This is a genomic window from Nocardiopsis sediminis, assembly GCF_042650565.1.
GTDB classification, from domain to species: Bacteria; Actinomycetota; Actinomycetes; order Streptosporangiales; family Streptosporangiaceae; genus Nocardiopsis_B; species Nocardiopsis_B sediminis.
Window position 1 is genome coordinate 235,302 of record NZ_JBHSBH010000015.1, and the last position, 18,724, is coordinate 254,025.

14 protein-coding genes are annotated in these 18,724 nt (G+C 74.2%); 8 read left to right on the forward strand and 6 right to left on the reverse strand.

Annotation, left to right across the window (positions count from 1 at the left end):
* Window positions 1–49: 49 nt before the first annotated feature.
* The 3 genes from ACFOVU_RS23615 to ACFOVU_RS23625 all read right to left on the reverse strand — a co-directional run bounded on the left by ACFOVU_RS23615 (window position 50) and on the right by ACFOVU_RS23625 (window position 3,620).
* Window positions 50–1,381, reverse strand: a complete 1,332-nt coding sequence (locus ACFOVU_RS23615; protein WP_378537094.1) for an MFS transporter — start codon at window positions 1,379–1,381, stop codon at window positions 50–52.
* 263 nt (window positions 1,382–1,644) lie between these two features.
* A complete protein-coding gene (locus ACFOVU_RS23620) occupies window positions 1,645–2,532 on the reverse strand; it encodes a polysaccharide deacetylase family protein (RefSeq protein ID WP_378537096.1) in 888 nt (295 codons plus the stop codon).
* A 62-nt stretch (window positions 2,533–2,594) separates the two neighbouring features.
* Complete coding sequence (locus tag ACFOVU_RS23625; RefSeq protein WP_378537097.1) at window positions 2,595–3,620, reverse strand: asparaginase; 1,026 nt, start codon at window positions 3,618–3,620, stop codon at window positions 2,595–2,597.
* Between the two features lie 163 nt (window positions 3,621–3,783).
* Between ACFOVU_RS23625 and ACFOVU_RS23630 the strand changes: the two genes are divergently transcribed.
* Window positions 3,784–4,836 (forward strand): LacI family DNA-binding transcriptional regulator, encoded by a 1,053-nt coding sequence (locus ACFOVU_RS23630; protein WP_378537099.1) that lies wholly within the window; start codon window positions 3,784–3,786, stop codon window positions 4,834–4,836.
* Window positions 4,837–5,038: 202 nt separating this feature from the next.
* Window positions 5,039–6,022: an adenosine deaminase gene (locus tag ACFOVU_RS23635; protein ID WP_378538193.1), complete on the forward strand. Its 984-nt coding sequence runs from the start codon at window positions 5,039–5,041 to the stop codon at window positions 6,020–6,022.
* Window positions 6,023–6,037: 15 nt separating this feature from the next.
* On the opposite strand, the gene ACFOVU_RS23640 is transcribed toward ACFOVU_RS23635, so the two are convergent.
* Window positions 6,038–6,700, reverse strand: a complete 663-nt coding sequence (locus tag ACFOVU_RS23640; RefSeq protein ID WP_378537101.1) for a response regulator — start codon at window positions 6,698–6,700, stop codon at window positions 6,038–6,040.
* 34 nt (window positions 6,701–6,734) lie between these two features.
* Window positions 6,735–8,072, reverse strand: a complete 1,338-nt coding sequence (locus ACFOVU_RS23645; protein ID WP_378537103.1) for a sensor histidine kinase — start codon at window positions 8,070–8,072, stop codon at window positions 6,735–6,737.
* A 184-nt stretch (window positions 8,073–8,256) separates the two neighbouring features.
* Between ACFOVU_RS23645 and ACFOVU_RS23650 the strand changes: the two genes are divergently transcribed.
* The 6 genes from ACFOVU_RS23650 (at window position 8,257) to ACFOVU_RS23675 (ending at window position 15,362) form a co-directional block, all read left to right on the forward strand.
* Window positions 8,257–9,171 carry an ABC transporter ATP-binding protein gene (locus ACFOVU_RS23650; RefSeq protein ID WP_378537105.1) on the forward strand — a complete coding sequence of 305 codons (915 nt, stop codon included), beginning with the start codon at window positions 8,257–8,259 and terminating at the stop codon, window positions 9,169–9,171.
* Window positions 9,172–9,212: 41 nt separating this feature from the next.
* Window positions 9,213–10,046 (forward strand): hypothetical protein, encoded by an 834-nt coding sequence (locus ACFOVU_RS23655; RefSeq protein WP_378537106.1) that lies wholly within the window; start codon window positions 9,213–9,215, stop codon window positions 10,044–10,046.
* A 200-nt stretch (window positions 10,047–10,246) separates the two neighbouring features.
* On the forward strand, window positions 10,247–11,752 hold the full coding sequence (locus ACFOVU_RS23660; protein ID WP_378537108.1) for an MmgE/PrpD family protein: 1,506 nt from the start codon (window positions 10,247–10,249) through the stop codon (window positions 11,750–11,752).
* Between the two features lie 3 nt (window positions 11,753–11,755).
* Entirely contained in the window at window positions 11,756–12,649 is an 894-nt protein-coding gene (prpB, locus tag ACFOVU_RS23665; RefSeq protein ID WP_378537109.1) for a methylisocitrate lyase, read from the forward strand.
* A 25-nt stretch (window positions 12,650–12,674) separates the two neighbouring features.
* Window positions 12,675–13,820: a bifunctional 2-methylcitrate synthase/citrate synthase gene (locus tag ACFOVU_RS23670; RefSeq protein WP_378537111.1), complete on the forward strand. Its 1,146-nt coding sequence runs from the start codon at window positions 12,675–12,677 to the stop codon at window positions 13,818–13,820.
* A gap of 150 nt (window positions 13,821–13,970) precedes the next feature.
* Window positions 13,971–15,362: a glycerophosphodiester phosphodiesterase family protein gene (locus ACFOVU_RS23675; RefSeq protein ID WP_378537112.1), complete on the forward strand. Its 1,392-nt coding sequence runs from the start codon at window positions 13,971–13,973 to the stop codon at window positions 15,360–15,362.
* 54 nt (window positions 15,363–15,416) lie between these two features.
* On the opposite strand, the gene ACFOVU_RS23680 is transcribed toward ACFOVU_RS23675, so the two are convergent.
* A complete protein-coding gene (locus ACFOVU_RS23680) occupies window positions 15,417–18,014 on the reverse strand; it encodes a family 78 glycoside hydrolase catalytic domain (RefSeq protein ID WP_378537114.1) in 2,598 nt (865 codons plus the stop codon).
* Window positions 18,015–18,724: the final 710 nt, after the last annotated feature.

The window sequence follows — 18,724 nt, forward strand, 5'->3', positions numbered from 1 at the left end:
GCATTGCGGTGGTCGGGTGGTGCCAGGGGCGTGCGGATCTTCTTCGCGCTCAGGCCGCGGCGCCCTGGTCCACCTTGCGGGTTCCCAGCATCGCCAGGCCCGAGCCGAGGATGCCCAGCGCACCGGCGAAGAACGCCGCGCTCCCCATGGGGATGCCCGCTGTGAGCAGGGCCGACAGCACGGCCGAGCCGGCGATCGCGCCCACCGGGCCCATGATGTGCGCGGTGTTGGGCCCGATCCCGCGGACGTGCGCGGGGAACGACTCCCCCATGTAGAACAGCAGCGCCGCGTAGGGCCCGGTGAGGAAGAACAGGCCGAGCGCGTACATGGCGATGACGAAGCCGGAGTCGGCCGGGCCGAACAGCATGGCCGTGAAGACCGCGCCGCCGATGAGCCAGCCGCCGGTGATGGTGGCGCGGCGGCCGATGCGGTCGCCGATGTAGCCGTGGAACAGGTAGCCGAGGAACCCGGCGGCGTTGGCGAGGATGAGGACCAGCAGCGCGCTGTCGAACGACACGCCCTTCGCCTCGATCAGCACGGTCGTGCCGAGCACGGAGAACACCTGGATGCCCATCCAGTTGAGCAGCCACGCGGCGGACAGGCAGAGCGTGTGCCTGCGCAGCTCCGGCGCGAACACGTCGCGCAGCCGCCCCTGCCGCTCGTCCTGCACGCCGGCCCGCTGGGCGAGCGCGTCGGCTTCGGCGCCGCGGCCCTCGGCGCGCAGCCTGCGGATGTGGCGGAGGTTGACGAAGACGGGCGATTCCGGGATGCGGTAGGCCAGGGCGACGATGATGATCGCGGGCACGGTCGCGAAGAGGAAAACGCCGCGCCAGCCGATCTCGGTGAGCAGCAGCGCCGTGACCAGGGCACCCAGCAGCGCACCGACGGGCCAGCCGCTCTGCACGAAGCTGTACATGAAGCCGCGGCGGCGGCTGTTGCCGTACACCTCGTTGAGGTAGACGCCGTTGACGACCTCCTCGGAGTAGCCCAGGCCGGAGAAGGACCGGACGAGGACCATCGACGCCTTGCCGCCCACCAGGGCGCTGACGCCTGAGGTGAGGGCGGCGCCGGCGGTGGTGATCATCAGGGACGGCTTGCGGCCGAGCCGGTCGAGCATCGGGCCCACGGCGAGGGAGACGACGAAGGTGCCCGCCGTGACCCAGGTGGCCACAACGGTGCTCTCGCTCGCGCTCCAGCCGAGGTCGGCGGAGATCTCCGGCAGCAGGGTGCCGAAGAGGGTGTGGTCGAAGACGCTGAAGACCCAGGCGAAGAAGCAGACGATGGAGATGCGGCGCACCATCGCGGGCGACAGTGGCGCCCCGCCCGGCGGGAACGGGGTGTCGGTCGTTGGACGGGACGGCGTGGGCTGTGTGGAGGACACGGTCGGACCCCTTTACGGATCGATCAGGGAAGGCGCGGGATGCGGGTGCGGGATGGCGGTGGGTGGCCCGGCGCGGGGTGCGCCGGGCGGGGGTCGGACGCCGGTGTCCGGACAGCGGTGCGGTGCGGTGCGAGTCGGAGCGCGGAGCGGCGGTGGCCGCGGGTGCGGGTGCTGGCTCAGGGCGGGGCGCCGGGCCGGGAGCGGGATCGCCGGACGGCCGCCACGGGTGCGCCGCGCGGGTCCGGGCGGCGCACCCGGCCGGTTCAGGCGCGCGGGTTGCGGCGGGTGAAGTCGTCGGCGATCTCGTCGAAGGTCACCCAGCGCACGTCGTCGTGGCCGCTGATGTGCTCGATGATCCGCTCGTGCATGAGGAGCGTCTGCGGCCGGCCCGACACGTCGGGGTGCACGGTCATGGTGAACACCGGGTCGTCGATGTTCTCCCGCTCCCGGTAGAGCCAGTCGAACTGGTCCAGCCACATCCGCTCGACGTCGCGCGGGCTGACGAACCCGTGGCTGTTGGGGCTGGCCTTGACGAACATCATGGGCGGCAGGTCGTCGAGGTACCAGGACGCGGGGATCTCGACGAGGTCGGTCTCGGCGCCGCGCTCCAGGGGCTTCATCCAGTCCTGGGCGGGGCGCTCGTAGTCGATCTTGGTCCAGGTGTCGCCGACGCGCACGTAGTAGGGCTCGAAGTCGCGGTGCATCAGGGAGTGGTCGTACTTGATGCCGCGCTCGATCAGCAGCTCGTTGGTGACCGGGGAGAACTCCCACCACGGGGCGACGTAGCCGGTGGGCCGCCGCCCGGTGCGGGTCTCGATCAGGCCGATGCAGTGGTCCAGGATGGCCGACTCCTGCTCGCGGCTCATCGCGATCGGGTTCTCGTGGCTGTAGCCGTGCACGCCGATCTCGTGGCCCGCCGCCGAACACGCGTCGAACTGCTCCGGGAACGTCTCGATGGAGTGCCCCGGCCAGAACCAGGTGGTGCGCATCTCGCGGCGGCGGAACAGCTCCAGCAGCCGGGGGACGCCCACCTCGCCCGCGAACAGGCCGCGGGAGATGTCGCACGGGGAGTCCTCCCCGCCGTAGGACCCGAGCCAGCCGCCGACCGCGTCGACGTCCACGCCGTAGGCGACCAGGATTTCCTTCGTCATCGTCCATGCCCTTCGTGTGTCTGGTGTCGTTTCCGTACTGGTGAGGGGGTCGGTCGGGGTGGTCAGCCCTCTGCCGCCGCGCCGACGGCGCGCAGGAAGGCGGTGCAGCGCTCCCGGATGCGGTCGAGCCGCTCCGGTCCGGGCGGCTCGGGCGATCCGGCGAGGACCGCGGCGAGCAGCAGCCGGGCCTGCCACGGGGAGAGGTCGCCGGCGAATATGGCCCCGGCCGCGGCGAGGTCGGTGCCGCCGCCCGCGTAGAGGCCGACGACGGGCCCTTCGAAGGTGCGGCTGGCGATCGCCACCGGCACGCCCTCGCCGAGCACGTCGGCGACGGCGCGGGTGACGCCGGGGGCGGTGTTCCCGGCGCCGAACGCGGCCACCGCGATGCCCCGGGCACCTGCGTCCACGGCCGCGCGCAGGGCGCGGGCGTCGACGCCGAGGTACTGGGGGACGACGTCGACGCGCGGCAGGTCGTCCAGGCCGGCGAGCCCGGGCAGGGCCGGCGCGAGCGGCGGGCGGTGGTGGCGGCGCAGGCCGGCGTCGTCGATGCGGGCGATGGGTCCGCGCCCGGTCGCTGCGAAGGCGGAGAGGGCGAGGCTGTGCGTCTTGCGGACGCCCACGGCCGGCCAGATCTCGTCGTTGAACGCGATGCTCACGCCGGTGCCGCGGGCCTGCGGCGCTGCGGCCCAGCGCAGGGCGGTGGCGAGGTTGCGGGCGCCGTCGCCGCCGGGGGCGTCGAAGGGGCGCTGCGCGCCGGTGAACACGACGGGGACGGGGTCGTCGCCGTGGGCGAGGGCGACGAGGAAGGCGACCTCCTCCATGGTGTCGGTGCCGTGGGTGACCACGACCCCGTCGGCGCGGGCGGCGGCCTCGCGGACGGCGCGGACGAGGTCGAGGGCGTCGGCCGTGGTCGCCGCGAAGCTGACGACCTGCCGGACCCCGCGGACCTCGACGTCCACGCCGGGGTCCGGCCACACCGCACGGGCGGCGGCGAGGAGTTCGCCCGGGGCGACCTCGACCCGCCGGCCCTGGTCGGAACCGCGGGTGGCGATGGTGCCGCCCGTTCCGATGTAGACGAGATGGCGCACGTAACCGACCTCCGCTAACGTTAGCGCTAACGATTGCGAACATGGTGCACGCCACACGCCCGCTGGTCAAGCCCCTGGTCGGCCGACTCCCCGGTCAGCGACGGACGGGCGGCGGCGGTACGCAACAATGGCTTAACCGCCACGATGTCCGGAAGCGAACGTGATGCCACCCAGCGAGCCACCCGAACCCGCCCGCGGGGACCCCGCCGATCCCGCCGAGGCGCACCGCCCGGCCCGGCTGGCCGACGTCGCCCGCGCCGCGGGCGTGCACCCCACGACCGTTTCGCGCGCATTGCGGGGAAGTGACGGTGTGGGCTCGGCCACAGTGCGCCGGGTCCGCGAGGTCGCCGACCGGCTCGGCTACCTGCCGCACCCCATGGCGACCAGCCTGCGCACCGGCCGGTCCTCGCTCATCGGGGTGGTCGTCCCGCGCCTCACCGACATCGTGCTGGCCACCATCTACGAGGGCATCGAGGAGGGGTCGGCGCAGGCCGGCTACCAGGCGGTCGTGGCCAACAGCGGCGACGATGCCCACGCGCAGCGCACGCGCGTCGACACCCTGCTCGGGCTGCGCGTCGCCGGCCTCATCCTGGGCGATGCCCGCACCGACTCCGGGCTGGTCGCCGACCTGGTCGCCAAGGGCGCCGAGGTCGTGCTGGTGTCACGGCGCCTCCCGGACGTCACGTCGGTGACCTGCGACGACGTCGCCGGAGGGCGGCTGGCCGCCGAGCACCTGTTCGCGCTGGGCCACCGCACGGTGGGCGTCATCGCGGGCGAGCCCTACGCCTCCACGGGCATCGAGCGGACACGCGGGTTCCGGGACCTCTACGCGCAGGCGGGCAACCCCGTCCCCGACGCCTACGCGCCCAACTCCCGGTTCGACACACGGGGCGGGCGCGAGGCGGCCGAGTACCTGCTGCGGCTGGACCCGCGGCCCACCGCGCTGTTCGCCGCCAACGACTTCGCCGCGATCGGGGCCATGGGCGCCATCCGCGACGCGGGGCTGCGCGTGGGGGCCGACGTCGCCGTCGTCGGCTACAACGACGTCCCGCTCGCCGCCGAGCTGCCGATCCCGCTGACCTCGGTGCGCTCGCCCATGCGCGAGATGGGCCGCATCGCCGCCGCCACCCTCGCCGACGCCCTCAACGGCCGCCCCACGCGCTCCACCCTGCTGCCCCCCGAGCTCCTGGCGCGCGCATCCTCCGTGACGGGTTAGGGCGCCCGCTCCGCCGCCCGACATCCCGACACGCCCCGGGAACGCCGCTTCCGGCGCCGGTCCGGAGATACTGAGCGGGAGCGCCCGCCCCGGGGCGGCGCGCTCACCGACCCTGGGCCGATCGAGACCGAGGAGGCCGTGTGCGACGCTCCGACCGGCGACCGGCGCGCCCCTGCACGGCGGTGGCCGGGAGCGCGCGATGATCGGCGTCCCCAAGGCGGAGCTGCACGTGCACATCGAGGGCACCCTCGAACCCGAGCTCGTGTTCGACCTGGCGCGCCGCAACGGTGTCCCCGCCCCGGCCGCCTCGGTCGAGGAGCTGCGGGCCCGCTACCGGTTCACCGGCCTGCGGTCGTTCCTGGACGTGTACTACGCCAACATGGCGGTGCTGCTCACCGAGCAGGACTTCCACGACCTGGCCGCGGCCTACTTCGCGCGCGCCGCCGAGCAGGGCGTGCGCCACGCCGAGGTCTTCTTCGACCCCCAGGCGCACCTCTCGCGCGGGGTCTCCATGGCCACCGTCGTCCAGGGCCTGGCCGCGGCGGCCGACGAGGCGCGGCACCTGGGGATCTCCGCCGGCCTCATCCTGTGCTTCCTGCGCGATGAGCCCGCCGCGTCGGCCGCGGAGGCGCTGCGGCTCGCCGAGCCGTTCCTCGACAGGATCGTGGCCGTGGGCCTGGACTCCGCCGAGGCCGGCCACCCGCCCTCCGGGTTCGTCGACGTCTTCGCCACCGCCCGCGACATGGGGCTGCACGCGGTCGCCCACGCCGGCGAGGAGGGCCCGCCCGAGTACGTGCGCGAGGCCCTGGACCTGCTGCGGGTGGAGCGCGTGGACCACGGTGTCCGGTCGCTGGAGGACCCCGCTCTGATCGCGCGGCTGCGCGACGAGCAGGTGCCGCTCACGGTGTGCCCGCTGTCCAACGTCCGGCTGCGCTCGGTGGACACGATCTCCGAGCACCCGCTGCCGCGGCTGATGGACGAGGGGCTGCTGGTCACGGTCAACTCCGACGACCCCGCCTACTTCGGCGGCTACGTCGCCGACAACTTCGCGGCCGTGCGCTCGGGGCTCGGGCTCTCCGACGCCGACCTGCGGCTGCTGGCCGCCAACTCCTTCGAGGCGTCGTTCCTGCCCGAGGACCGCAAGACCGAGCTCATCGCCGAGGCCACCGGCTGGTCCCCGGCCTAGGGGCGGGCGGGACGATCAGCGGGGAGCGGGCGGGGCGGCGATCCCGGCCTCGTGCGCCATCAGGCCGGCCTGGGTGCGGTTGGCGCAGCCCAGCTTGGTGAGCATCCGCGACACGTAGCTCTTCACCGTGGTCTCGGCGAGGAAGAGCCGCCGGGCGATGTCGGCGTTGGACATCCCCTCGCCCAGGCAGCCCAGGATCTCGCGCTCGCGCTCGCTCAGGCCCGCGGCCCGGCGCCGGGCCTCCTCGGCGCGGTCCCGTTCGCCGCCCGAGACCGCCAGCAGCCGCCGGGTGGCCTCGGGCGACATCACCGTGTGGCCGTCGGCCGCCACCCGCACCAGGTTGATCAGGTCCTCGGCGGGGGTCGACTTCACCAGGAACCCGATCGCGCCGGCGCTGAGCGCGCGCACCACGTGGGTGTCGTCGTCGAAGGTCGTCAGCGCCACCACGACCGGCGGGTCGGGCAGGACGGCGATCCGCTCGATCGCCGCGATCCCGTCGACCCCGGGCATCCGCAGGTCCATCAGCACCACGCGGGGCCGGTAGCGCAGCACGGCCTCGACCGCCTCGGCGCCGTCGCGCGCCTCGCCGGCCACCTCGATGTCCTCGGCCGACCCCAGGATGGTGCGCAGGTGGGCACAGACCATCGGCTCATCGTCGGCCACTACGACACGGATCACCCAAGCGCCCCCGCTCCACCCTCCAGGACACGGATCATCGGTGCGGGCCCGCCTTGCGCTCCGGGGTGGTGTCGTTGGGCAGTATCGCATTGACCTGGAACCCGCCGCCGGATGTGGGCTCGGCGTTGAGGGTGCCGCCGAGGAGCTCGACCCGCTGGCGCAGCCCGGCCAGCCCCGCCCCGGAGCCGCCCGCGGCCAGCAGCGGGTCGGGGTCGGCCGCCGCCGGCCCGCTGGCCACCCCCACCAGGACGCCGTCGGTCCGGTAGCGCAGGTCGACCCGGGTCGCGGCGCCGGGCGCGTGCTTGCGGACGTTGGTCAGCGCCTCCTGCACGATGCGGTGGACCGCGCGCGCAACGTGCGGGGCCATCCCGCCGGGGTCGCCCGATACCGCCAGCTCCACCGGGAGCCCCACCGACCGCGACTGCGCCACCAGGTCGGCGACGTCGGGGACGGGGTCGGGCGCGCCGGCGGCCGGCGGGGCATCGGGGTGCTCGGCGGGGAGCGCCGCCCGGTCATCGCGCAGCACCCCGATGATGTCGCGCAGCTCGGCGATCGCCCGGCTGCCCGCCGAGCGGATGTCGTCGGCCGCGGCCCGCACCCGGGGGTCGGCGGTCGCCACCCCGAGCGCGCCCGCCTGGAGCACCATCAGGCTGACCTGGTGGGTGACGGCGTCGTGCATCTCGGCGGCGAGGCGGCGCCGCTCCTCGATCCGGGTCCGCTCCGCGAGCAGTTCGCGCTCGCGGGCCTCCTGGGCGATCCGGTCGCGCCGGGCCCGCCGCAGCCGCCCGGACAGGCTGACGACCGTCCCGCCCAGCACCGGCGCCATCGCGCCGAGCGCGCTGTAGAGCACGGAGCCACCGGCCGGCGTCGTCAGGACCCCGGCCACCACGACGTACACGGCCAGCGCGAGCCCGCCGACCGCCCACTGGAGCGGCGAGCGCGCCTCGCGCACCAGGTTCGAGCCGGCCCACGCCAGGGCGAGCGGGATCCAGACGACGCCGCCCGCGCGGGCGAGCTCGCTCCACGCCGGGTCGGTGGTGAACAGCAGCAGGCTCACGGCGACGATCGCGAGCGTGGCCGTGACCGGCCGCTTCCGGTCGGCCAGGACCACCATCGAGACAAGGACCTGCGCCGCCGTGCCGACCGCCAGCGCAACGGGGTCGGCGCCCGGCAGGACCAGCGCGCCGAACACGCCGCCGAGCACGGCCAGGACCGCGAGCCCGGCGGCGAAGCCCACGCGCACGCGCGAGATCCGGCGCGCGTCCTGAGGGACATCGGGGTCCGGGGGTGCGCCCGGCACACCGGATCCGTCCGGGGCGCCCCACTCCCCCTCGGCGCTGCCGGTGCCCAGGGCACCGCGTGGTTCGGCCATGCCCCAACGCTAGGACCTGCGCGCGGCTCCCGGGCACGATCGGGGCTTCCGGGGCGGAGGTCGCAACTTTTGTTGTCGCCGCCGACCACCTTCCGCCCTCGCGGCGCCGCACCGCCCGCCGGTTGGCTGGAGTCGAGCCGGTCCGCAGGGGGCCGGGAGCCGATTGCCCACCGAGGTGACCCGCATGATCGAGGTAGCAGAGCTGTCGAAGTCCTATGGCAGGGCGAAGGCGGTGGACAAGCTGTCGTTCACCGCCCCCTCCGGGCGGGTGACCGGGTTCGTGGGACCGAATGGGGCGGGCAAGTCCACGACCATGCGGATGGTCCTCGGCCTGGACCGGCCCTCCGGCGGGACGGCGCTGATCAATGGGCGCCGCTACCGGGATTTCCCCGTCCCCCTGCGTGAGGTCGGGGCGCTGCTGGACGCGGGCGCCGTCCACCCGGGCATGACGGCCACCGCGCACCTGTCGTGGCTCGCGCATGCGGGCGGCATCCCCCACCGGCGCGTCGCCGAGGTCCTGGACACGGTCGGGCTCGCCGACGCGGCGCACCGGAAGGTCAAGGGCTTCTCCCTGGGCATGCGCCAGCGCCTGGGGCTCGCCGGCGCCCTTCTGGGCGACCCCGCGACGCTCATCCTCGATGAGCCGGTGAACGGGCTCGACCCCGAAGGGGTGCGGTGGATGCGCACCCTCATGCGCGGGCTGGCCGCCGAGGGCCGCACCGTGTTCGTCTCCAGCCACCTCATGAGCGAGCTGGCCGACACCGCCGACCGGGTTGTCGTGATCGGCCGCGGCCGGCTGATCGCCGACATGGCGACCGAAGAGCTGATCCGCCGCGGCTCCGGCGGGCACGTGCGGGTGGCGAGCCCGCACGCGGCGCTGCTGGCCACCCTGCTCACCGACGCCGGGCTGGCGGTGGAGCAGGCCGGGGGCGACGACGCGCTGACGGTCCGCGGCGCCGACGCCGCACAGGTGGGCGACCTCGCCGCCCGCTACAACGTCACCCTCCACGAGCTGACCTCCCACCGGGCCAGCCTGGAGGACGTGTTCATGGAGCTCACCCGCGACAGCGCCGACCACGCGTTCACCCGGCCGGCCTGACACCGCGCCGTACCGACCGACCCCGGAAGGGAACATCCGCCATGACCGCCACCGTCTCCACCACCCCCGCCCCGCCCGCCGCGGCCCCGGAGGCCCGGCCGCCCGGCTTCGGATCCGCCCTGCGGTCGGAGTGGCGCAAGTTCCGGGCCGTGCCCTCCAACCGGGCGATCCTGGCTGTGACGGCCGCCATGACCGTGGGCGTCACCGTCCTGATGTGCGTCCTCGGCGACACCGCCGCCCTGGCCCGCGAGCAGGCCCAGGGCGAGTACAGCGTGGTGTTCTTCGGCAGCTACTTCGGCATCTGGGGGGCCGCGGCGCTGGCCGCCAACGTGGTGGCCGCGGAGTACCGGTGCGGGATGATCGGCCACACGCTCACGGCGACACCGCGCCGGTGGCGGGTCCTCGGGGCCAAGCTCCTCGTCATCGCGGTGGTCGCCTTCGGTTCCGGCCTCGCGATCTCCCTCATCGGCTTCGGCATCACCCAGGGGGCGCTGGCGTCGGCCGGCGAGCAGGCGCTCGACCTGGCGGCGCCCGGGATGCTGCGCGCGGTGCTGCTGTTCATCCCGGTGTCGATGCTGGCCCAGTCGATGCTGACCGCCTGCACGGCGGTGCTGGTGCGCAGCGCCCCGGCGGCCGTCGTGCTGGTCGCCCTGCTCGGCGCGCTGCCGGTGCTGATCTCCCGGTTCCTCGGCCCGTGGTGGGGCGAGAACGTGCCCCGCTACATGACCGGGGCCGCGGCCGAGAGCGTGTCCGGCGTCGCCACCCCCGGCACCCCGGGCTACCTGCCGGCCCTGCCCGCCGTCGTGGTCATCGCGGTGTGGATCGCGGTCTTCGCGGCCATCGCCTTCGCCAGGTTCGAGCGCCGCGACGCCTGAGGGGGGCGGCCGGCACTGCTCCACAGGGCCGCAGATTCTTGTACGGGTCTTTACCCCCTTGGTCCGAGGCACGCGGAGAGTTTGCGCAAACCTGCTCCGCAACCCCCTCGACCTGCACGGACTCCATGCGTCAGGCTCGGGTGGACGACCTCTGTCACACCGTCCGCGGCCCGTCCGCGGCCCGCCGGGAACGGAGAGCCATGCAGCACCGCGTCCGCGTCCACCGCAGCGCCGACGGCCCCGCACCGGCCGACGAGCTGGCGTACCGGATCGCCGAGTGCGCCGCGGACCTCGTCGAGCCGGACGAGGAGGTCGTGCAGATGGTCGTCAACCGCATCATCGACGACGCCGCGGTGGCCGCGGCCGCGCTGTACCGGCGGCCGGTGCGCAACGCCCGGGCCCAGGCCGAGGCGCACCCCCACGCCCCGGGCGCCACCGTGTGGGGCACCCCGCTGACCGTGCGGGTGTCGCCGGAATGGGCGGCGTGGGCCAACGGGGTGGCCGTGCGCGAGCTCGACTTCCACGACACGTTCCTGGCCGCCGACTTCGCCCACCCCGGGGACAACATCCCGCCGATCCTGGCCGTGGCCCAGCACACCGGGCGCACGGGCGTGGAGCTGGCGCGCGCCATCGCCACCGCCTACGAGGTCCAGGTGGCCCTGACGGAGGGCATCGGCCTGCACGGCCACCGGATCGACCACATCGCCCACCTGGGCCCTTCGGCCGCCGCGGGGATCGGCGCCCTGCTGGGCCTGCCGGTGGAGACGATCTACCAGGCGGTGCAGCAGGCGCTGCACGTCACCACGACCACGCGGCAGGCGCGCAAGGGCGCGATCTCCAGCTGGAAGGCCTACGCGCCCGCGTTCGCCGGGAAGATGGCGGTCGAGGCGGTGGACCGGGCGATGCGCGGTGAGGGCGCGCCCTCGCCCGCCTACGAGGGCGAGGACGGGTTCGTCGCCTGGCTGCTCGACGGCCCCGACGCCGACTACACCGTCGACCTGCCCGCCCCCGGCGAGCCCAAGCGCGCCATCCTGCGCACCTACACCAAGGAGCACTCCGCCGAGTACCAGAGCCAGGCGCTGATCGACCTCGCCCGGCGGATGGGGTCGCGGATCGGCGACACGTCGCGGATCCGCTCGGTCACCATCCACACCAGCCACCACACCCACGACGTGATCGGCACCGGCGCCGGCGACCCGCAGAAGTCCGACCCCGCGGCGAGCAGGGAGACCCTGGACCACTCCATCCTGTACATCTTCGCTGTCGCCCTCCAGGACCGGGCGTGGCACCACGAGCGCTCCTACACCCGCGAGCGGGCGTCGCGGCCCGACACCGTCGACCTGTGGCACCGGATCACCACGGTGGAGGACCCGGAGTGGACCCGGCGCTACCACTCCACCGACCCCGAGAAGCAGGCGTTCGGCGGGCGCGTCGTCATCGAGCTCGACGACGGCACCGAGATCTGGGACGAGATCGCCATGGCCGACGCCCACCCCTTGGGGGCGCGCCCCTTCACCCGCCCCGACTACATCGCCAAGTTCCGGGAGCTGGCCGGGGACGTGGTGTCGCGCGCGGAGCAGGACCTCTTCCTGGGCCTGGTGGAGCGCCTGCCGGAACTGACCCCCGAGCACGTGGGCGACCTGTCCTTCGCCGCCGACCCCGCCGCCGATCCCGGCGGCCCGCCCCTCGCGAAGGGACTGTTCTGACCGATGCTGCACACCACCGCCACACCGCACGAGCGCCGCGCCGCGCTGCGCGCCGCCCTGGCCTCGGGCCGGCTGCTGCGCTTCCCGGGCGCGTTCAACCCGCTCAGCGCCCGGCTCATCCAGGACCTGGGCTACGACGGGGTCTACATCTCCGGCGCGGTGGTCTCGGCCGACCTCGCCCTGCCCGACATCGGGCTGACCACGCTCACCGAGGTCGCCGCGCGCGGCGGGCAGATCGCCCGCGTCACCGAGCTGCCGGCGATCATCGACGCCGACACCGGGTTCGGCGAGCCGATGAACGCCGCCCGCACCGTCCAGGTCCTGGAGGACGCCGGCCTGGCCGGCTGCCACCTGGAGGACCAGGTCAACCCGAAGCGGTGCGGGCACCTCGACGGGAAGTCGGTCGTGGACACCGCGGAGATGGTGCGGCGCATCCGCGCGGCAGTGCGGGCCCGGCGCGACCCCGACTTCCTGATCTGCGCGCGCACCGACGCCCGCGAGGTGGAGGGCGTCCCCGGGGTCATCGAGCGCGCCGAGGCCTACGTCGCGGCCGGCGCCGACATGGTCTTCCCCGAGGCGATGCGCGACGCCCAGGAGTTCGCGGCGGTCCGCGCCACCGTGGACGTGCCCCTCCTGGCCAACATGACCGAGTTCGGCAAGAGCGAGCTGCTCGACGCCGAGACCCTGGAGTCGCTGGGGATCAACGTGGTGATCTACCCGGTCACCGCGCTGCGCCTGGCGATGGGGGCCGCGGAGGAGGGCCTGCGCGAGATCCGCGCCACGGGCACCCAGTCCGGCGTCCTGGAGCGGATGCAGACCCGGTCGCGCCTCTACGACCTGCTGGACTACCCCGCCTACAGCGAATTCGACGGCGATGTCCACGACTTCACGACCTGACACGACCTGATCGGAGGGTGCGGTTATGGCGAAGGCATCGGAGACATCGGTCCACAAGGGGCTGGCGGGGGTGGTGGCCGGCACCACCGAGATCTCGATGATCGACGAGGCCACCAGCTCGCTCACCTACCGGGGCTACCCCGTGCAGGAGCTGGCGACGTCGTGCTCGTTCGAGGAGGTGGCCTACCTGCTGTGGTACGGCGACCTGCCCACCGAGTCGCAGCTCGAGGCCTTCGGCTCCCGAGAGCGGGCCACCCGCACCCTCAACCGGGGCACGCTGGAGGTGCTGCGCCGCATCCCGGAGTCCACCCACCCCATGGACGTGCTGCGCACGGCGATCAGCCACCTGGGCTCCGACGACCCCGCGGAGGACGACCCTTCGCTGCCCGCCCAGCACGCGATGGCCGAGGCGATGATGGCGCGGCTGCCCACCGTCGTGGCCGCCGACCACCGGCGCCGGCACGGCCTGGAGACGATCAACCCCGACCCTGAGCTGGGGCTGGCGGCGAACTTCTTCCACATGTGCTTCGGGGAGGTGCCCGAGCCCGAGGTGGTGCGCGCCTTCGAGGTGTCGCTCATCCTCTACGCCGAGCACAGCTTCAACGCCTCCACGTTCGCCGGGCGCGTGGTGGCCTCCACGCGCTCCGATATCTACAGCTCGGTCACCGCGTGCATCGGCGCGCTCAAGGGCTCGCTGCACGGCGGCGCCAACGAGCAGGTCATGTTCATGCTGGAGGAGATCGGCACCGCCGACCGCGCCGCCGAGTGGGTGCAGCGCGCGCTCGACGACGGCCTGAAGATCATGGGGTTCGGGCACCGCGTCTACAAGCACGGCGACTCGCGGGTGCCCACGATGATGGCGGCGCTGGAGCGGATGGCCGACATCAGGGGCGCCGGGGAGCTGATGGACCTGGTGCGGGCGGTGGAGGAGGCGGTGATGGAGCGCACCGGCATCTACCCCAACCTCGACTACCCGAGCGGGCCGGCCTACCGGCTGATGGGGTTCGACATCCCGGCGTTCACCCCGCTGTTCGCGATGGCGCGCATGATCGGCTGGACGGCGCACATCGTGGAGCAGAAGGAGGAGGACGCGCTGATCCGCCCGCTGAGCGAGTACGTCGGCCGCGAACGCCGGCCCGTCCCGGTCCCCGCGCAGCGCGAAGGGGACTGACCGGGGACACGGCGCCGGAGCCGGGGGCGCTCCTGTTCGCTGTCTTCCTCGGCTGTTCACGGAAGTCCACCGGTCGTTTTCGATCTTGCTTCAAACGGACACATGAGGCTTGTGAGCCTTGTGTGTCCGTTTGACGAGATTGGAGCATCCGTGGCCACCCTCCCCCTTTGCCGGAGCGCCGCCGCCGGCGCGCTGGCCCTCGCCGTGCTGTCCCCGGCCGGTCCCGCGCTGGCGGCGCCCGCACAAACGCCGTCGTTCGACCGGATCCAGCAGAGCCTGCTCGACCACTCCCCGAACGCGCCGCTGATGATCGCCGCGCACCGCGGCCAGTGGCGGGATGCGCCGGAGAACTCACTCGCCGCCATCGACGGGGCGATCCGCGACGGCGCGGAGATCGTCGAGATCGACGTCCAGCGCACCGCCGACGGCCACCTGGTGCTCATGCACGACGAGACCGTCGACCGCACCACCGACGGGACCGGCAAGGTCTCCGACCTGACGCTGGCGCAGATCAGGGAGCTGCGGCTCAAGGAGCACATGGGCGGCGAGGAAGCGGAACTCACCGACGCCGGGGTGCCGACCTTCGAGGAGGCGATGCTCGCCGTCCGCGGCCGCGCGCTGGTCAACCTGGACAAGGGGTGGGCCATCCGCGACGACATGTACCGGGTCCTGGAGGACACCGGCACGGTCGACCACGCCCTGTTCAAGGGCAGCCCGACCGTGCAGGAGGCGGCCGACTTCATGGCCACGGACCCCGAGATCCTCTACATGCACATCATCAACGACGACAACGCCGATGTGGTCGGGACCTTCCCCGGGCGCCAGCCCGTGGCCTACGAGGTCGTGTTCGACGAGCTCACCGACCCGCAGATCCAGCCCGGCGTGCTCGATGCGATCCAGCAGGACAGCCGGGTGTGGATCAACACGATGTGGAACGGGCTGGCGGCGACCTACACCGACGAGGCCTCGCGCCGCGACCCGCAGCTGGGGTGGGAGGCGGTCGTGGACACCCACGACGCCACCATGATCCAGACCGATTCGGTCGCGGCGCTGGACTACTGGCGCGACGGCGGCGACATGCGGTACTGGGAGGCCCAGCGCGGCAACCGGACCGTGCGGGTGCAGGCCGAGGACTACGCTCCGGGCGGCGAGGGGGTCGGCTACCACGACCTCGACCCCAACACCTGCGACCTCAAGCCCGAGGGCGACGTCGACGTCTGTGACGTCGAGGGCGCGGTCGCCGTCACCTCCATCGAGGCCGGCGAGTGGCTGAAGTACACCGTCGACATCAAGAAGCCCGGGCGCTATGACGTCTCCGCGCGCCTGGCCTCCGACGGCGCCGACGCCGGCCGGGTGACCCTCGACTGGGGCGACGGCGAGGAATCGGCCTTCGACGTCGTGAACACCACCGACGACGAGCGGGCGTTCGCGACCCAGCAGGTGGCGACGCGCGACTTCGAGCGGGGCACCCACGAGTTCGTCGTGCACATCGACGAGGCGGAGACGTTCAACCTGGACCTCCTCCAGTTCGACCTGCGGTGAGCGGGCGTCCCGGGGCGGGGCGGCGGTGCCCCGCCGCCCCGCCCCGGGACCGCGTCACGCCGGCTCGGTGAAGCGGTGGCGGCCGTGGGCGACGACCTCCTCCCGGCCGCCGGGGGTCTCCACCCGCGCCGTCACGCCCACGGGCACGACGACGTCGAGCGTGAACCGCCCGCCCTCGCGGCGCCAGGCCGTCTCGATGCGGCCGTAGGGCGAATCGTGCACGGCGCGCGCCCAGGTGAGCCCGCCGCCGGGGCGCGGCCGGACCAGGACGGTGCGGTAGCCGGGCGCGGCGGGCGACAGCCCGGCCACGACGCGGTGCAGCCAGTCGGCGACGGCGCCCAGGGCGTAGTGGTTGAACGAGGTCATCTCCCCGGGGTTGACCGTGCCATCGGGGAGCAGGCTGTCCCACCGCTCCCAGACGGTGGTGGCGCCCTGGGTCACCGGGTAGCGCCACGACGGGCACTCGCGCTGGGCGAGCAGGGCGTGGGCGGTGGCGTCGTGGCCGGTCGAGCTGAGGGCGTCGCTGATCACGGGGGTGCCGGCGAACCCGGTCGAGATGTGGTGGCCGCCTGCGGCGACGATCTCGGCGAGCCGGTCCCCGGCGGCCTGCCGCAGCCCCTCCGGGACCAGGCCGAATACCAGCGCCAGCGCGTAGGAGGTCTCGGCGTCGTCGGTGGTGCGGCCGTCATCGGTCAGGTAGGCCTCGGCGAACGCGGCCGCCGCCTCCAGGGAGAGGTCCCGGTAGCGGGCGTGGTCGCGGTCCTCCCCCACCAGCGCGGCCATCCGGGCGAGCACCTCCGCCGAGCGGGCGAAGTAGGCGGTGGCCACGAGGTAGCGGTCGGACTTCGCGGCGGCGGGGTCCTCGGGCGGGGCGTCGGGGTCGAGCCAGTCCCCCAGCTGCATCCCGGTGTTCCACAGCCGGCCCGCGCCGGCCCGCCCGGCGACGCACTCCACCCAGGCGCGGGCCGACGCGTACTGGTCGCGCAGCAGCCCGCGGTCGCCGAACCGCTCGTAGAGGGTCCACGGGGTCAGCACGGCGACGTCGCCCCACACGGCCACGGGCGGGGGAGCCGGCGACGTCCACTCCCCGCCGGGGACCACCGGGACGTAGACGGGGACGGTGCCGTCGGGAAGCTGCTCGTCGGCGACGTCGCGCAGCCACGAGGCGAGCATCCCCGCGCTGTCGAAGAGGAACGACGCAGTGGGCGCGAAGACCTGGATGTCGCCCGTCCAGCCCAGGCGCTCGTCGCGCTGGGGGCAGTCGGTGGGCAGGTCCAGGAAGTTGCCGCGCATGCTCCACACGACGTTGTCGTGCAGCCGGTCGAGCTCGGGGTCGGAGGTGGCGAACCAGCCGGTCCGGGCCATGTCGGTGTGCAGGACCCGGGCGGTGACGTCGTCGGGGTGCACCTCGCCGGGCCAGCCGGTGATCTCGGCGTAGCGGAACCCGTGGAAGGTGAACCGCGGCTCCCACGTCTCGGCGCCGTCGCCGCGCAGGGTGTAGGCGTCGGTGGCGGCGGCGCCGCGCAGGGGCCGGGTGTAGAGCTCGCCGTCCTGGAGGACCTCGGCGTGGCGCAGGCGGACGGTCCGCCCGGCGTCGCCGCGCACGGTGATGCGCAGGCGGCCCACGAGGTTCTGGCCGAAGTCGACCAGGGTGGCGCCCGAGGGCGCGGTCCACACCGCGACGGGGCGGACCTCCTCGGTGCAGCGGACGGGCGGCCCGGTGGGGGCTGCGAGGGTGGCCGGGTCGCGGGGCAGGGTGCGCACGGGCTGCCAGCCGGCGTCGTCGAACCCCGGCGAGGACCAGCCGCGCTGCTCGGCGCGGGCGTCGTAGGACTCGCCGTCGTAGATGCCCGACAGCAGGATGGGCCCGTGCGCGGCCCGCCACGCGGTGCCGGTGCCGAACGTCTCGGTGCCGCCGTCGGCGTAGACCACCTCCAGCTGGGCGAGCAGGCCGATCTCGGTGCCGTAGAGGTCGGCGGTACCGCCGTGGAACCCGAGCCGGCCCCGGTACCAGCCGTCGCCCAGCCACGCGCCGATCGCGTTGTCGCCCTCGCGCAGGAGGGCGGTGACGTCGTGGGTCTGGTAGCGGAGCCGGTGGTGGTAGCTCGTCCAGCCCGGCGCCATGGCATGGTCGCCCACGGGATGCCCGTTGATCTCCGCCTCGTAGAGCCCGTGTGCGCTGGCGTAGAGCCGGGCGCGGGCGACGGGGCCGCGCAGCCGGAACGCGCCGCGCAGCAGCGGCGGGCGCCGGTCGGTCCCGGGGGTCTCGTCCCAATCGGGGGCGACCACGGAGGCGGTCCAATCGGCGGGGTCGAGCAGGCCGGTCTCCAGCACGGTGGGCGGGCTCCACGGCGACGGCGGGCCTTCGGCGCCCCGGACCCGCACCCGCACCGTGCGGCGGGCGCGCGAGGTCAGCGGCGCCGCGGGCCAGGGGACGAGGACCTGCTCGGCGGACTCGACACGGGTGGTGGCGGGGGCACCGCCGTCGGTGTCGGCGACCTCGATCTCGTAGCCGGCCTGGACCCAGCCGGCGGGGGCGTCGTGTACCCGCCAGGACAGCCGGGGCGCGGCTTCACCGATCCCGAACGGCTCCCGGTGGTGTTCCACGGCCGGGGCGCTGCACCGCACTGCGGTGGACGTGGTGGCTGTCACGGCGATCTCCTCGGAATCGGAAGGGACATGGAGCGGAGTGGCTGACGACCGAGCGGACGGATGCCGCCCACTTGCACGGGGCGATGGCGCCGGGAGGCCGCGGGGGAGGACGGGGAGCGGGGGCCGGGGCGCACCGCACCCGGAACCGCGGGTCTCGCGGCCCCGCCCGGCTGCCGGAAGGTCATCGGCGCCCCGCAGAGGCATCGGCGCCGTGGCGGGTGAGGCGGACGGGGCCGTAGAGACCGGCGCGCTCCTGGCCGGCGAAGACGGCGGGGGTGGGCGAGGCCGCCGACAGGTGGCCGGCCAGCGTGTTGCGGACCACCACCTCCACGTCCCGGGGGCCCGCCGGGCCGGCGAAGGCGTCTGTGACGTCGGCCGTGTAGGGGCTCCAGGCCAGGGTCGCCGCGTGTGCGCCGTCGACGCGGACCTCGGCGGTGCCTCGTACTTCGCCCAGGTCCAGGAGGAGCCGCCCGCCCGTGCCCGGCGGCGGCGTGTCCACCGTGCAGCGGTAGCGGACCTCCCCGGCCAGCGCACCGAGCCCGAGGTCGCCCCAGTCGGCGAGCGGAGCCGCGACCTCGGCGGTCTCCACCCGGACGGCGGCGTCCACGAGCGCGCCCGCGCGGCGGCCTCCGGCGGCGTCGAAGCGCAGGACGACGGTGGCGCCCGCGGGGGCGGGGGCCGCCGGCCGGACCGTGCCCCCGGCCGCCCGT

Excerpts from the sequence above, each read along its gene's own strand:
- ACFOVU_RS23620 (WP_378537096.1), bottom strand. The coding sequence starts at position 2,532 with ATGACGAAGGAAATCCTGGTCGCCTACGGCGTGGACGTCGACGCGGTC.
- ACFOVU_RS23630 (WP_378537099.1), top strand. The coding sequence starts at position 3,784 with ATGCCACCCAGCGAGCCACCCGAACCCGCCCGCGGGGACCCCGCCGAT.
- ACFOVU_RS23645 (WP_378537103.1), bottom strand. The coding sequence starts at position 8,072 with ATGGCCGAACCACGCGGTGCCCTGGGCACCGGCAGCGCCGAGGGGGAG.
- ACFOVU_RS23650 (WP_378537105.1), top strand. The coding sequence starts at position 8,257 with ATGATCGAGGTAGCAGAGCTGTCGAAGTCCTATGGCAGGGCGAAGGCG.
- ACFOVU_RS23655 (WP_378537106.1), top strand. The coding sequence starts at position 9,213 with ATGACCGCCACCGTCTCCACCACCCCCGCCCCGCCCGCCGCGGCCCCG.
- ACFOVU_RS23660 (WP_378537108.1), top strand. The coding sequence starts at position 10,247 with ATGCAGCACCGCGTCCGCGTCCACCGCAGCGCCGACGGCCCCGCACCG.
- prpB (WP_378537109.1), top strand. The coding sequence starts at position 11,756 with ATGCTGCACACCACCGCCACACCGCACGAGCGCCGCGCCGCGCTGCGC.
- ACFOVU_RS23670 (WP_378537111.1), top strand. The coding sequence starts at position 12,675 with ATGGCGAAGGCATCGGAGACATCGGTCCACAAGGGGCTGGCGGGGGTG.